This window comes from Mariniflexile aquimaris (assembly GCF_042676825.1).
GTDB classification, from domain to species: Bacteria; Bacteroidota; Bacteroidia; order Flavobacteriales; family Flavobacteriaceae; genus Mariniflexile; species Mariniflexile aquimaris.
In genome coordinates this window covers 15,487-30,523 of record NZ_JBHTIB010000028.1, presented here as the reverse complement: position 1 = coordinate 30,523, position 15,037 = coordinate 15,487, and the positions used below count along the sequence as shown (strand labels likewise).

General features: G+C 34.1%; 10 protein-coding genes. 5 read left to right on the top strand and 5 right to left on the bottom strand.

The window, feature by feature from the left end:
- The first annotated feature begins 95 nt into the window (after positions 1-95).
- The gene (locus ACFQ0I_RS16085; RefSeq protein ID WP_379943982.1) at positions 96-818 is read left to right on the top strand and encodes a TrmH family RNA methyltransferase; all 723 of its coding nucleotides are present in this window, start codon (positions 96-98) and stop codon (positions 816-818) included.
- Positions 819-927: 109 nt separating this feature from the next.
- On the opposite strand, the gene porT is transcribed toward ACFQ0I_RS16085, so the two are convergent.
- Together porT and ubiE are read right to left on the bottom strand one after the other, a co-directional pair.
- Positions 928-1,656 (bottom strand): type IX secretion/gliding motility protein PorT/SprT, encoded by a 729-nt coding sequence (gene porT, locus ACFQ0I_RS16080; RefSeq protein WP_379943981.1) that lies wholly within the window; start codon positions 1,654-1,656, stop codon positions 928-930.
- Positions 1,657-1,660: 4 nt separating this feature from the next.
- Positions 1,661-2,386: a bifunctional demethylmenaquinone methyltransferase/2-methoxy-6-polyprenyl-1,4-benzoquinol methylase UbiE gene (gene ubiE, locus ACFQ0I_RS16075; protein ID WP_379943980.1), complete on the bottom strand. Its 726-nt coding sequence runs from the start codon at positions 2,384-2,386 to the stop codon at positions 1,661-1,663.
- Between the two features lie 175 nt (positions 2,387-2,561).
- Between ubiE and trkA the strand changes: the two genes are divergently transcribed.
- Together trkA and ACFQ0I_RS16065 are read left to right on the top strand one after the other, a co-directional pair.
- Positions 2,562-3,911, top strand: coding sequence for a Trk system potassium transporter TrkA (gene trkA, locus ACFQ0I_RS16070; protein WP_379943979.1), 1,350 nt, complete (start codon positions 2,562-2,564; stop codon positions 3,909-3,911).
- A 27-nt stretch (positions 3,912-3,938) separates the two neighbouring features.
- Positions 3,939-5,432, top strand: a complete 1,494-nt coding sequence (locus tag ACFQ0I_RS16065) for a TrkH family potassium uptake protein (protein ID WP_379943978.1) — start codon at positions 3,939-3,941, stop codon at positions 5,430-5,432.
- A gap of 217 nt (positions 5,433-5,649) precedes the next feature.
- Here ACFQ0I_RS16065 and ACFQ0I_RS16060 read toward each other — a convergent pair whose 3' ends face one another.
- Both ACFQ0I_RS16060 and ACFQ0I_RS16055 read right to left on the bottom strand, forming a co-directional pair.
- Positions 5,650-6,834 carry a pyridoxal phosphate-dependent aminotransferase gene (locus ACFQ0I_RS16060; RefSeq protein ID WP_379943977.1) on the bottom strand — a complete coding sequence of 395 codons (1,185 nt, stop codon included), beginning with the start codon at positions 6,832-6,834 and terminating at the stop codon, positions 5,650-5,652.
- 23 nt (positions 6,835-6,857) lie between these two features.
- Complete coding sequence (locus tag ACFQ0I_RS16055; protein ID WP_379943976.1) at positions 6,858-7,958, bottom strand: fatty acid desaturase family protein; 1,101 nt, start codon at positions 7,956-7,958, stop codon at positions 6,858-6,860.
- Between the two features lie 141 nt (positions 7,959-8,099).
- On the opposite strand from ACFQ0I_RS16055, the gene rsmG reads away from it, so the two are divergent.
- Positions 8,100-8,729 (top strand): 16S rRNA (guanine(527)-N(7))-methyltransferase RsmG, encoded by a 630-nt coding sequence (rsmG, locus tag ACFQ0I_RS16050; protein ID WP_379943975.1) that lies wholly within the window; start codon positions 8,100-8,102, stop codon positions 8,727-8,729.
- A 16-nt stretch (positions 8,730-8,745) separates the two neighbouring features.
- On the opposite strand, the gene ACFQ0I_RS16045 is transcribed toward rsmG, so the two are convergent.
- Complete coding sequence (locus ACFQ0I_RS16045) at positions 8,746-9,705, bottom strand: tetratricopeptide repeat protein (RefSeq protein WP_379943974.1); 960 nt, start codon at positions 9,703-9,705, stop codon at positions 8,746-8,748.
- 285 nt (positions 9,706-9,990) lie between these two features.
- Here ACFQ0I_RS16045 and ACFQ0I_RS16040 point away from each other — a divergent pair, with 285 nt between their 5' ends.
- Positions 9,991-14,985: a LamG-like jellyroll fold domain-containing protein gene (locus tag ACFQ0I_RS16040; protein ID WP_379943973.1), complete on the top strand. Its 4,995-nt coding sequence runs from the start codon at positions 9,991-9,993 to the stop codon at positions 14,983-14,985.
- Positions 14,986-15,037 lie beyond the last annotated feature (52 nt).

Genomic DNA, 15,037 nt, shown 5'->3' with positions numbered 1-15,037 from the left:
GTTATTTTCAGAATAAAATATATTATATCCATTTAAGTTTCATAAACGAGTATAATACCTATTTTATTAAAAAAACCGAATGTTAAAATAATTATATGCTCTCTAAAAGTCAAATAAAAATAGTAACAAGTTTAAAGCACAAAAAATTTAGACAGCAATATGGTTTTTTTGTTGTTGAAGGCGTTAAAACAATAAAAGAACTTTTGGAATCTAATTTAGAGCTCCATGCTTTATATACAACCGAAAGCTTCAATATTAATGCCAAAGATGAAGTTTTGATTTCCGAAAATGAATTAAAACGTATTAGTTTTTTAATAACACCTAATAAAGCATTGGCTGTTTTTAAAATTCCGAAGCAAAAATCTATAAACGAACACGGACTTACAGTGGCTCTTGATGCCGTTAGCGACCCAGGAAATTTAGGCACCATAATAAGACTTTGCGATTGGTTTGGGGTTAAAGAGTTAATATGTAGTTTAAATACCGTAGATTGTTATAACCCTAAAGTTATACAGGCTACTATGGGTTCTTTAACCCGTGTAAATATTACTTATGTTGATTTGGTTCCTTTCTTAAAAGATACAAAATTACCTGTATTTGGCGCTTTTATGGAACGTGAAAACGTTTATAAAAAACAATTACCCGAAAACGGTATTGTGGTTATGGGTAATGAGGCGAATGGAATATCTAAAGAAGTGGAAGCCTTAATTACAGAAAAAATATCCATACCAAGATTTGGAGATTTACAAGTAACCGAAAGTTTAAATGTAGCAACGGCCACCGCTATTTTGCTTAGTGAGTTTAGACGGAGAAATTAACAATTTACAGTTATCAATTAACAATTAACAATTAACAATTGATAACGATAAAATGTGTGAATGTTTATTTTTGCCTAAAGCCTAAAGCCTAAAGCCTAAAGCCTAAAGCCTACTGAAAGGTGAAATTAATAAAAACACCTCTACTTTTCATGCTGTTTATGTTGCTGGTCCATGGGCTATTCGGGTCTTCGTCTCTTACAAGCTCATCGTTAATGCCAAACAATCCTCTTACTGAAGGTGTAAATTTAAAATTGTATAAATAAAAATCGATACCAAAACCAAGTTCGTAGAACAGGTTATTAGAAGTAGTTCTAAATTGCCCGTTGCCGTTATCGTTTGGGTTAGTTTCGTTACTGGATAGGTTTATAGCGGTTGAAAAGCCACCAACAACAAATGGTTTAAAGTTGTTAACACGCTTGGTCGAAACTTTCAATAACAGAGGAAAATGGATGTAAGTCGATTTTACTTCGCGGGTTAAATCGTTTTCTGTAAACGTAGAACCCTGAAAATAAGTCTGACTATAATACAATTCTCGTGTTGTAATAAATAATCCAGGTTCTAAGCGTAAATCAATAAAATTATTAATACGCAAATTCCCAATTAAACCAACGCTAAAACCGGGGCTTCGTTTTACGTAAACATCTCTTAAGTCTTCGTTGTAATCAAAGTTAAAATCGTAGTTGTTAATTCCTAAAAAATAACCCCAACGCAATAAATTGTAATCTGTTGTGCCTCTACCTTGATTGGCATCATAAATTATTTTTTCTTTTTTAAACAGTTGTGCGTGAGATGTTTGAGCAACTAGTAAAATTGAGATGATTACAAAAAACTGCTTCATAATATTATTTTGATGATTTATAAATTGTTGCCACACCCAAGGTTTGTGGAAAATCTTCAACATTAATAAACCCAATATTTCGCAAAATATTGTTTAAGGTCTCACCATATGGAAAAGCAGATGCAGATTCACTTAAATATTTATAGGCACTTCGGTCTTTAGAAAACAACTTTCCAATAAGCGGTAAAATATTTTTCGTGTAAAATTTGTAGCCTTGTAAATAGGGCGTTTTAGTGGGCATCGATGTTTCTAAAATTACAAAAGTACCGTTTGGTTTTAATACTCTGTAAATTTCTTTCAAGCCGTTTTCTAACGATTCAAAATTTCTAATACCAAAAGCAACGGTTATCGCATCAAAGGTATTGTCCTCAAATGGCATATTTTCGCTATCGGCTAAAATCATTTCAATTTTAGAATCCAATGCTTTATTTTTAATTTTTGCTTTCCCAATTTCAAGCATACCACTGCTAATATCTAAACCAATAATTTTTGTGGCATTGGTTTCGGCAAGGTTAATGGCTAAATCGCCGGTTCCTGTAGCAATATCTAAAATGGTGTCTGGGTTATTTTCTTTAACAATTTTAACCACTTTTTTACGCCATTTTATATCAATTCCAAAAGAAATTACACGATTTAACCCGTCGTAATCTCCAGAAATGGTATCAAACATTTTGGTTACTTGCTCTTTTTTACCTAAATCGCTGTTTTTGTATGGTTTAATTTTCGACAATGTGTTGTTTTTTTGGCAAACGTACATAATTTATTTCTACTTTAAAAAATCAATCAAATTCTTATTTTATGAAACTGGATATTATCAATAAATTTTAATGAATTGTGATTTGCTGGTTTTTGGTGTGTAATCATAATTTATGGTATATTTGAATTACTATTATGATTTTAAAATAATGAAAATAATTATTGCTGGTGCTGGTGAAGTAGGATTTCATTTAGCAAAACTGTTGTCTTACGAATCTCAGGAAATTACTTTAATAGATCCAAACAAAACAAGTTTAGCTTACGCAGATACACATTTAGATATTAGGGTTATAAAAGGCGATGCAACTTCTATTGCCATCTTAAAGGAAGCTCGTGTAGAAAACAGCGATTTATTTATAGCGGTAACGTCTAGCGAAACTACAAATATTACCATAAGCGTCATTGCTAAACAATTAGGTTCTAAAAAAACAATTGCCAGAATATCGAATACCGAGTTTATATATCATAAAGATGAAGTGGGATTTACAAAATTTGGTATTGACGAATTAATTTCCCCAGAAGCCTTAGCAGCCGCAGAGATTGAATTATCATTAAAACAATCATCGTTTAACGAAAATTACGAATTTGAAGGCGGTGCCTTAACCATGGCTGGTTTAACACTTTCCCGATCGGCATCCTTTGTTGGAAAAACGGTAAAAGAAGCTGCCGAAATTTTCCCGGAAATTCACTTTGTGCCTATTGCAATACAACGTTTTGGTACGCAATTAACCATTATTCCAAGAGGCGATACCAAATTTAAACGTGGTGATACAGTTGTTTTTATTACTTCAGAGGGTGGTGCCGATGAACTTTGCAGACTTACTGGTAAAATAAACCGTGATATAAAAAATGTCATGATTTTAGGTGGAACCCAAATTGGTTATAAAACGGCTCGAGATTTAAGTCAGAAAGGATTTAATGTAAAGCTATTTGAAGGTAATAGAGATCGCGCTTTCGAACTTGCGGAGATACTCACCAAAGTACTGGTGATAAATAGCGATGGCCGCAACGTAGATTTATTAGACGAAGAAAATATTAGCGATATGGATGCTTTTGTTGCCGTGGGCGATAACTCCGAAACAAATATTATGTCCTGTTTAGTGGCCAAATCTAGAGGGGTTAAAAAAACAATCGCTTTGGTTGAAAATATGGATTATTTCGTGTTATCGCAATCCATTGGCATCGATACGCTGATTAATAAAAAGATTTTAGCGGCCAATAATATTTTTAGGTATATAAGAAAAGGAGAAGTAGTTGCCATGACGAAACTGAGTAATTTAAATGCCGAATTATTAGAGTTCGAAGTAAAAGGCACTTCCGAAGTGTGTAATAAAACCATAAAAGCTATCGATTTTCCACGAACAGCCATTATTGGAGGCGTTATTAGAAATGGCGTGGGCATGATTGCCCTTGGAAATTTTAAAATTCAGGAAGGCGATAGGGTAGTGGTCTGCTCTTTATTACAATCTATCAAACGCGTTGAAAAGTTATTTCTATAATAATCTTTAATTTAAAAAGTATCAATATTGAAACTTAACTACCAAATCATCTTTCATTTTTTAGGATTACTGTTATTATTTAATGGCGGTTTTATGCTTTTATCGTCATTAGTAAGCTATCTGTATAGCGATGGTGTAACGTTTCAAATTTTTATTGCGGGTATTTTAACTTTAATTGCGGGGGTTATAACCATGCTGTTTACGCGCAACCATAAAAAAATAATGAATAAGCGCGAAGGTTACATTGTAGTAACTTTTGGTTGGATTGTTATGTCTTTATCAGGTACATTGCCGTATATGCTAACAGAAAGCGTTCCTAGTTTTACAAATGCTTTTTTCGAAACCATGTCTGGGTACACTACTACGGGAGCATCCATTTTAAATGATATTGAAATTATCCCCGAAGGCGTGTTGTTTTGGCGAAGTACCACACATTGGATTGGTGGTATGGGAATTATTGTACTTGCCATTGCTATTTTGCCACTCTTAGGTATTGGAGGGATGCAACTTTTTGCGGCCGAAGCTCCAGGGCCAAGTGGCGATAAGCTTCATCCTAGAATAACCGATACCGCTAAACGTTTATGGCTCATTTATTTTGGCTATACAGCAGCCGAAACGCTTTTGCTTAAACTAGCCGGTATGTCTTTTTTCGACGCGATTAATCATTCTATGGCAACTTTATCAACTGGAGGGTTTTCAACAAAAAATGCCAGTTTAGCCTATTGGAATAATCAACCCATCATTCAATACATCGTAATCCTGTTTATGTTTTTGGCAGGCTCCAATTTTGTGCTAAGTTATTTTGCATTCAAAGGGAAGGTTCAAAAAATAATTCACGACGAAGAGTTTAAACTTTACTTTAAATTCGTTGCAGTTTTTACTCTTATTGCGGCTCTTATTATTTACTTTTTCGCAGATCCTTCGGCATCGTCTATTACACATGAAATGGTATGGGGCGAAGGCGAAAGTGCTTTTAGGCATGCCTTGTTTCAAGTATTAACGGTTATCACGACCACCGGATTTATATCGGCAGATTATACCCTGTGGACACCCTTTTTAACGGTGTTCTTTTTCGGACTTATGTTTCTTGGTGGTTCTGCGGGCAGTACCTCAGGAGGTGTAAAAGTCGTGCGGCATTTAATACTTATTAAAAACGGTTTTTTAGAGTTTAAACGCACACTGCATCCAAGTGCTATAGTACCAGTGCGGTATAATAAAAAAGCCATTAATCGATTTATTGTATTTAATGTTTTAGCATTTTTTATGTTGTACATGCTATCTTTTATTGTTGGCGCTTTGGTCTTTTCAATGTTCAATTTAGATTTTGAATCTTCTGTAGGTTTATCAGCCTCCAGCTTGGGCAATATCGGGCCCGCATTGGGTAGCTTCGGCCCTGTAAATAACTATGCAGCATTGCCACCTTTAGCGCAATGGTGGTCGTCATTCTTAATGCTAATAGGGCGTTTAGAACTCTTTACAGTACTTATTTTATTTACGCCGTTCTTCTGGCGAAATCGATAGTTTTTTAGGGCATTTCCCAAGGGTCGGGCTATACACTACTAGTTTTGGCTCGCTGCGCGTGCTCGCCAAAAGCTAACCGTTTCTATCCCTAATGCAATTCACGTTATTATTCAAGATAGTAACTTGTAATGATAGTGCTAATAGACCTAAAAATAAAAGACCTGTCTCATTTTATAACAAGACAGGTCTTAAAATATAAATTTTCAAGCAAGTGTTATTAACTCACTGCTTCTTTAATGCGTTTTAAAGCTTCAATAATTTGTTCTTGAGATGCTGCGTAAGAAATTCTTAAACAATCTGGGTTTCCAAACGATTCACCGTCAACGGTTGCTACTAATGCTTCTGCTAATAAAAACATAGAAAAATCAGAGGCATTATTAATTTTATGGCCTTTCAAGGTTTTTCCAAAGAAATAAGAAATGTTTGGGAACACATAAAAAGCTCCCTCAGGAACGTTTGTTTTAAAACCTTCAATCTCACCTAGCAATCTTAATATTAAATCACGACGTACTTTAAATTCGTCAATCATGTATTGAACACGACTTGGCGATTCGTTAAGGGCTGTAATGGTAGCACGTTGTGCAATACAGTTAGCACCACTTGTAATTTGCCCTTGCATTTTGTTGCAGGCACGGGCTATTTTTTCAGGAGCTCCAATGTAACCAATACGCCATCCCGTCATCGCAAACGCTTTAGATACACCGTTTACCGTAATGGTTCTATCGTACATGTCTTCAAACTGAGCCATACTCGCATGACCACCAACATAATTAATGTGTTCGTAAATTTCATCTGAAACCACATAAATATTTGGGTATTTTACTAAAACATCTGCTAAACCACGTAATTCTTCTTTGCTATAAATAGAACCACTTGGGTTACAGGGCGAACTAAACCAAATCATTTTAGTTTTTGGTGTAATGGCAGCTTCCAGTTGTTCTGGTGTCATTTTAAAATCGGTAGCAATCGATGTTTTAACCTCTACCGGAATACCATCGTTTAATTTAACTAAATCGGCATAACTTACCCAGTACGGACAAGGCATGATAACTTCGTCACCTTTGTTGGTCATAACCGCAGCAATATTTGCTAACGATTGTTTTGCTCCAGTAGAAACTACAATTTGGTTTGGTGTATAAGTTAACCCGTTGTCACGTTTAAACTTTGTGATGATAGCTTGTTTTAAATCGCCATACCCATCAACCGGAGAATATGAATTGTAATTATCGTTTATGGCTTTTATAGCGGCTTCTTTTATAAAATCTGGCGTGTTAAAATCTGGTTCACCCAAACTCAAACCTATAATATCTTTGCCTTCTTCTTTTAACTCTCTTGCTTTTGCAGCCATTGCTAATGTAGCAGACTGCGCCATGTTTAAAATTCTATCAGATAGTAATTGCATTTAAATAATAATAAAATTGTTAGTTAGACGTGTAAAGCAGGTTTTGTTCCCATTTCTTTTAAATGCTTAAAATGGGCAATAATGGCTTTACGGGTAGTTTTATATTCGTTATAAGGTAGATTAAACTCTTTAGCGGTATCTCTCACAATTTTTGAGATTTTTGTGTAATGGATGTGACTAATATTTGGAAAAATATGGTGTTCTACTTGGTGGTTTAATCCGCCAGTAAACCAGTTTACAATGCGGTTGTCTGTACTAAAATTAATGGTTGTTTTAAGTTGATGTACAGCCCAAGTGTTTTTCATCATGCCATCTTTTTCTGGCATTGGCATTTCGGCTTCTTCCATAACATGTGCTAACTGAAAAACTACACTTAGTATTAAGCCTGCAGTATAATGCATTACAAAAAAACCAATTAAAATTTTCCACCATGCAATATCTAACACAAGCATAGGTATTACAATCCAGATGCCTATGTAGATTATTTTTGAAATTACAAGTTTACTCCAGTTCCAAACAGGATTTGGGAATTTCCCGTATGATAATTTGCGCTTCATATAGCGACTCATTTGTTGGAAGTCGGTAGTAATTGCCCAGTTTATAGTTAATAAACCATACAATAATACCGAGTAGTAATGTTGAAACTTATGGTACCAATGCCATTCAGAATGTTCAGAAAAACGTAAAATGCGTCCTGCTTCTAAATCTTCGTCATGTCCATGAATATTAGTATAAGTATGATGCAGTACGTTGTGTTGCACCTGCCAGTTATAAACGTTTCCGGCAAGAATATAAATACTGCTTCCCATTAAGCGGTTTACCCATTCTTTGTTAGAAAAAGACCCATGATTACCATCGTGCATCACATTCATGCCAACTCCTGCCATCCCAATTCCCATAACAATAGTTAATAAAAGTTGTGCCCAACCAGGAATGCTTAAGGTTAAGATTAAAAAGTAAGGCGTTAAAAAAATGGAAAACATTACAATTGTTTTAATCCATAATTTCCAATTGCCTGTTCGCTTGATACTGTTATCTTTAAAGTAATTGTTAACACGTTTGTTAAGTGTTCTAAAAAACTTTGCAGAATCTGTTCTCGAGAATGAAAGTGTTTGTTTTGTCATGCTATTAATTTAATACAATTAATATTAAAAACTATTAATCATACTTGGGGCAAAGATAGGTATAAACGACATCAAGTAATAACGTTTTTTTGTAAAAAAATGTACTTAAAAAGTATATTTTTGTTGAAAATTTAACATTAAATGGAACTGATACTAAAATACTTTACAAATTTAACCGAAGATCAAATAAGCAAATTCGAAAGACTAGAAGCGCTTTATCAAGACTGGAACTTGAAAATTAATGTGGTTTCTAGAAAGGATATAGACGAACTTTATTTGAGACATGTTTTGCATTCTTTAGGGATTGCAAAAGTAATTAGTTTTAAGGATGGTAGTAAGATTTTAGATGTTGGTACAGGTGGCGGCTTTCCAGGTATTCCATTGGCTATTATGTTTCCAAATTGTACGTTTCATTTGGTAGACAGTATTGCTAAAAAATTAAAAGTGGTTGATGAGGTTGTAGAAGGCCTAGGTTTAACCAATGTGAAAACAACGCATTGTCGGGTTGAAGAACTTACAGATACTTACGATTTTATTGTAAGTCGTGCGGTTGCTATTATGCCAACATTTGTGCATTGGGTTAAGGGAAAAATTGCGAAAGAGCAAAAGCACGATTTAAAAAATGGTATTCTGTATTTAAAAGGTGGCGATTTAAGCGAAGAACTTCAAGATTATAAAACGGCCACTGTTTATAATTTAAGCGATTATTATGCTGAAGATTTTTTTGAAACTAAAAAAATGGTGCATTTACCTTTAAAATTTCGCGGGTAAGTGTAATATGAAACAATTAAAGTCCAGATAATTCGCTGAATATTTCCTTAAAAAAGAAAAACTGATTTTGATACCAATAGGTGTTTCTGTAGTTTTCAATGTCTTTAGCACTTTTGTCAATTGATAAAATGGAGTTTGCTCTTTCAAAATATAACTTAGCTTTATTAAGATCATTCAGTTTATAATAACAAATTGCCAGACCCAACATAGCATCAAAATCTAGTGAATCAAATTTAAGAACAGTATTAAAATCTGATACGGCATCCATATATTTACCTAGAAATAATAACCCAGTACCACGATAAAAATAAGCGTAACTGTTGTTTTCGTTTAATTTTAATGAAATAGAAAAATCGGTGATTGCTTTGTCGTAATAATTAATATCTAAATAAAATACCCCTCGGTTGTAATACGAATCGGCACTTGAATCTGCTAATATAGCCAAGGAATAGTCATTCAAGGCTAATGGATATTTCTCTAAGGCAATATAGGCCAAAGCTCTATGGTAATAGAACTTTGATTGATTGGGGATGGCCATAATCAAAGTCGTGAAATCTTTAATAGCGCCTTCAAAATCACCTAAATCGTATTTCACACACCCGAGGCTATACAAGGCGTCTAAAAAGTTTGCATCTAGCTGTACGGCACTTTGATAATCTTCTTTTGCACCGGCAAAATCTTTTAAACTGTAACGCGCATTTCCTCGGTTGTAGTAGGTATCCGCATCGGGCTCTTCAACAATTATTTTTGAGTAATCTACAATAGCACCCGAGTAATCGCCTAAATCGTTTTTTGCAAGACCTCTGTAAAAATAAGCATCTAAATTCTTGGGTTCTAATTCTAAAACTTTTGTGTACAGGTCTATTTTTTCGTTTAAATCTGTGGTTTTAGACGCGAGTCTTAAAAGCTTGTTGGCTTGCCCATAACTTGTGGCATTTAAGACTAAGAATATTAAGATTGCTAAAGTTCTTTTCATATAGGGCAAAGCTGTTTTTTTAATAGAATTTTTAAAAAATAAAGTTAGTGATATTTTTTAAACTTTTTAATTTATCATATTTACTTTCTTGGTGGTAAAATTTTTACCCGTAATATTTATCTTTCATTTAGGTTTTTTTAGAATATAAAACCTACAAATATATATTTTGTTATGCATTACAACGAATATATTAGTATTATATCGATATTTATTTGTAATATTACACAGCGATTGTTTACAGTTGCTAGTCTCTCACAACAAATTTAACGCCCTAAATAATTTTAGATGAGAAGATTTTTGCCCCTCAGTTTTTTTCAAATAACATGTGTATGTGTTTTTTTGCTTACATCTTATATTGGTAATACACAAGATATACAGGTTAAAATTTTAGGAAGTACCACCACTGTTTCTAATGGAGGTGCAGTGTCCTTTTCTGCCGGTAATACCATATCTTTTAGGATTACAAATACAAGAAATGATTGCGATAAAGTCAAAATTGAAGATATTATTGTTTCAAATACTATTGATTTCTCAATTTCATCTGATAAAATTCCAACAAATGTAGATACCGAAAGTTGTAAAGGAAAAACTAAATATGTAGATTTTACAATAACTAATAAAAGTGGTAATTGTGGGGCTAGTACGGATATCGCTATAGAAGTTAAACAGAATCCTGACTTTGAATTTGAGTTTTCAATAAGTGGGAATCCAGCAATAAATGTTTTAGGTGGAAGTCCGTTAGCAGATATTAACAATGGTTCGACCACTATAACAGCTACAAATGGAACTTATTTTGGAGTAGTTGATGCAGGCGTAAGTGTTACAAGAGATTTTATAATCGCTAATACCGGAAGTTGTCCTTTAGGTATTACAGGACTTACGAGTTCTTCATCTGATTATACTTATACAAGTCTGCCAGCAATCATAAATTCAGGTTCTTCCGCAGTATTATCCGTAACCTTTACTGGGCCTCCTGCGGGTGCTGGAACAAAAGCTGCAACTATTACCATAGCAAATACAGCCAATACAAGTTATACATTTAAAGTAAGTGCCGAAATGTTTAATTTCGCAATTCCGGGTCCAGGAGGTATTACAGCCGATTTTAGATTATGGTTAAAATCTACGCGCGGAATTACCAAAGATGGCAGTAATAATGTTTCTGATTGGGCTGATATTGGGACCAATGGTAAAAATGCTTCTCAAGCGGTTTTGGCTAATCAACCATTATATGTAGATGATGCTAATTCAAATATCAACTTTAATCCTGTTATAAAATTCCAAAATGATGGGTCTAAAAGTCAATACTTATACAACACCGATAATGGTTTTTACAGTCAGGAAATATTTATTGTGATGCAGCCAGATGTTGATGTTTCTACTTCAAGTGGAATGACTATTTTTTCTGGAACGGTTGCATATCCGTCGTCACCTGCTCCAACATATACATATTCTAATACATATGTAAATGATATAAATGATGTTTCTGGTGTAGGATTAGGGAATTTTACAGGCCGTATTTCTTCACCTGAAGAAAGACTTTGGTATAATCAAGGGAATTCAGTTTCAGATCCTTATTACACACTTTTGGCTTCAACAAGCAGGTCTTACAATAAGGCAGCAATTATTAATGCACGAAATAAATCCAATACTGTTACTGATGGAATGAGTATTTTATATAATTCTTTTAAGGTAGCTGATGACCCAGCAGATGCCACTAAATCTAGCGGCTTTGTATTTGAAAATTTAGGATATATTATTGATAACTATCCTAGCCCTGATGATGTTTTTGGGACACCCTATTTAATTGGAAAAAATGCGAATACTACATTAGGAAATCTTAATGGGCGAGTAGCTGAAATTTTTACGTTTGCATCTCGCTTAAGTGATTTAGATAGACAAAAAATAGAATCTTATTTAGCTATTAAATACGGGATTACTTTGGAATATGAAGTAGGAGAGGAAAAGGATTATATTAATTCATTTGGTCCAATCGATGGAATAATTTGGGATGTTTCAGAAAATGCCGATTATAACCACAACATAGCTGGAATTGGTAGAGATGATGATTCCGATCTATATCAAAAGCAATCAAAAACCATAAATGAAACTAATGAAGTTACTATTGGTTTGGGAGGTGTTTTTGATACTAATAGTGCTAATGTAAATGAGTTTGAGGATAATGGTGATTTTTTAGTTTGGGGATGTAATAATTTAACTTATAATGGAAGTGATACCAATACAGTTACTCTTATTGAATCTACTTTATCAACAACTTTAACCAGAATAGATAGAAAATGGAAAATTGTTGAATCAAATCAAGGTACGGGTGATATTGGAATCGTATATCTTAGCATACCAGAAGCTGCGTTCTCTGCTTTCTCAAAAGACACGAACGAAGAATATGTATTAATAGTGGCCAACGATCCTGCTTTCGCAGATACAAATATTATTGATGTCCTTCCATTAAAGTTCGATGAGGAGAGTGAAGTGTATAAGACTTGGTATGATTTTCATGACACAAAATACTTTTCATTTGGAATAACTTCTAAAGTATCTAAAGAAAGTTCTATAACTATAGATGAAAATACGCATTTAGTAGGCGAGTATTTACTAGATTTAAATCCCAATTCGTTTACAGTGTCTGCATGGATAAAAAGTACAGCAAGTACCACCAATCCAAGAACAATAATAGCCAAAGGAGATAAATTGCAAATGCGTTTAAATGAGTCTAATCAAGTTGAAGTTTGGATGGATGATGACAATGGGGCAAAAATAACGTCTAATATGGCGATAACTGATGGGAACTGGCACCAGGTTTCCTTTGTTTACAACAGTGGTACTATTTTTCTTTATATCGATGGTGTGTTAGATCATTCCAAACAAAATATTGCGGCGCCTACGCCTAATTTTAACTATTTATCAATAGGTTCATTGTACATAGATAAGAATACAATAAGCAATCCGTTGTTAGGCGAAATAGATGAAGTTTATATCTGGAATCAGGCATTGACAGAGCGACAGGTGCGATATCTTATGAATCAAGAAGTGGCGCGGTTCGACGTTAGCAGTACAGATTATGTGAGTGGTAAAATAATTCCAGGTGCTACTTTAAGCAGCGAAATAGCTTCCATTCCTTGGAGTACACTTACCGTTTATTATGATTTTAATTCGTTTTGTGGTACCGCAGTAGAAGGTTTAACAGATGCAACAAACTGTTTAAGATTAAATTATTTAGTGCCTAATAAATCGATTGTTGGTGAGCAAACAGCACCATTACCTTATCTTTCTGCCGCCGATGGTGACTGGGATGCGCCTGCAACCTGGAGTAATAGTGCAGACCAAGCCATACCAAATTCAATAGGTTTAGATGGAACAACTGAAATAGATTGGAACATCGTACAGATTTCAAATAATATTTTAGGAAATAGAGATATTACACTATTAGGATTAATTAGTAATTCAGGAACATTAACAATAGCCGCCCCTGGTGAAGACCAAGATGAAAATAATTCTGGTCAGGAATTAATAATAACCCATTATTTAGAACTAGATGGTGTTATAGATTTAGTTGGCGAATCGCAATTAATTCAAACCGAAGGGAGTATTATTGATGAGCATAGTAGTGGTTATTTAGAACGTGATCAACAAGGTACTGCTAATGGTTTTAACTATAATTACTGGTCATCTTCAGTGGGCCCATTAGTAGACGTAAGCTTATTAGACCCAATACCGGCTGGAACTTCTAGTGCAAATTCCAGTGTAGCGATAGAAAACTTTTTATATAATGGATACGAATCTTCATTACCAATGCCTATGGAATTTGAAGATGTTGGATATGATTTTACACCACCATCGGGGACTTCGCCAGGTTTATTAAAAATTTTCACTTACTGGTTATATAAATTCTATGGTGCTGCAGATGACTATGGTGCATGGGCAAAAATAAATAAAACCACCCCTTTGCAGGCTGGAGAAGGTTTTACAATGAAAGGACCAGCAGGAACGGCTTCAATAGCAACAAGATTTAATTATGTGTTTAGAGGTTTGCCGTATAATGGCGATATTACGCTTGCTTTAGATAAAACTTCGGGCGATGTAGAGCGCTTAATTGGTAATCCATACCCATCGGCCATTGATGCAGAAGAATTTATATTAGATAATATTAGTGTTGCCGAAGGTGGTAATAATTCCCAAACTGTTATTAATGGCGCACTTTATTTTTGGGATCATTTTGGTGAAGAAAACTCACATTATTTAAAAGATTATGTTGGCGGTTATGCCACTTATAATTTATCCGGTGGTGCTCCCGCCATTTCAAACGATGTTAGAATTAACAATTCTGGTGCCTCAAGCACTAAAGTGCCAGGGCAATATATTCCAGTAAACCAAGGCTTCTTTGTGTCTACAAAATTAGAAACATTACCTAACGATAATGGGGGGAATATAGCTGCCGTTGAAGGAGGAAATATAATATTTAAAAATAGGCAACGTGTGTTTGTTACCGAATTAGAGGAATTTGAAGACGTGCCGGTTTCAGTGTTCATGAAATCTTCAAGTAGTAAAAAATCTAGTGTTACAGAAACTCAAACATCTAAAAAGAAAAAATCTATCATTCGATTGATGTATGATTCTCCCAAGGGGTATCACAGACAAATTGTTCTGGGTGCTAATGAAAAAGCTTCCAACGGATTTGATTTAGGCTATGATGCTTTTATGGTAGATGTGAATGAAGAAGATATGTACTGGTATTTTAATAAAAGCAAGTTTGTTATTCAAGGTGTGGCTAATTTTGATGCGACTCAAGAATTTTCATTAGGTTTAGTGGTGAAAACTAGCGGAACCATAAAAATAAAACTTGATGCGATGGAGAATATAGATGCCAATCTTCCTTTGTTTATAAAAGATGAATTAACTGGTGAAATCAAGAAAATTAATGACGAGGCATTTGAAATCAATTTAGAACCGGGCGTTTATAATGACAGATTTAAACTGATGTTTAAACAGTTAGAAGAAAGCAGTATTGAGGCTGAAAGTACCGTAGAAGAAAGTGCGGTTACTATTAGGTATAATTCAAAATCAGAAAAACTAAAATTACAGAATAACGATAAAATAAAAATAAAAGATCTGGGATTGTATGATATTCTTGGTAACGAAATAAAATCATTAAAGTTAAATACCAAGTCGGATGTTACTTTAACGGTGTCATCAAATACAGGACTATACATTGTTAAATTAAACACTGAAAAAGGGCTCGTAACTAAGAAGATTATTATAGAATAGAAATTCTTAAAAAAAATAGATTAAAATCAACCAACCAAAAATGAAAAAGCGT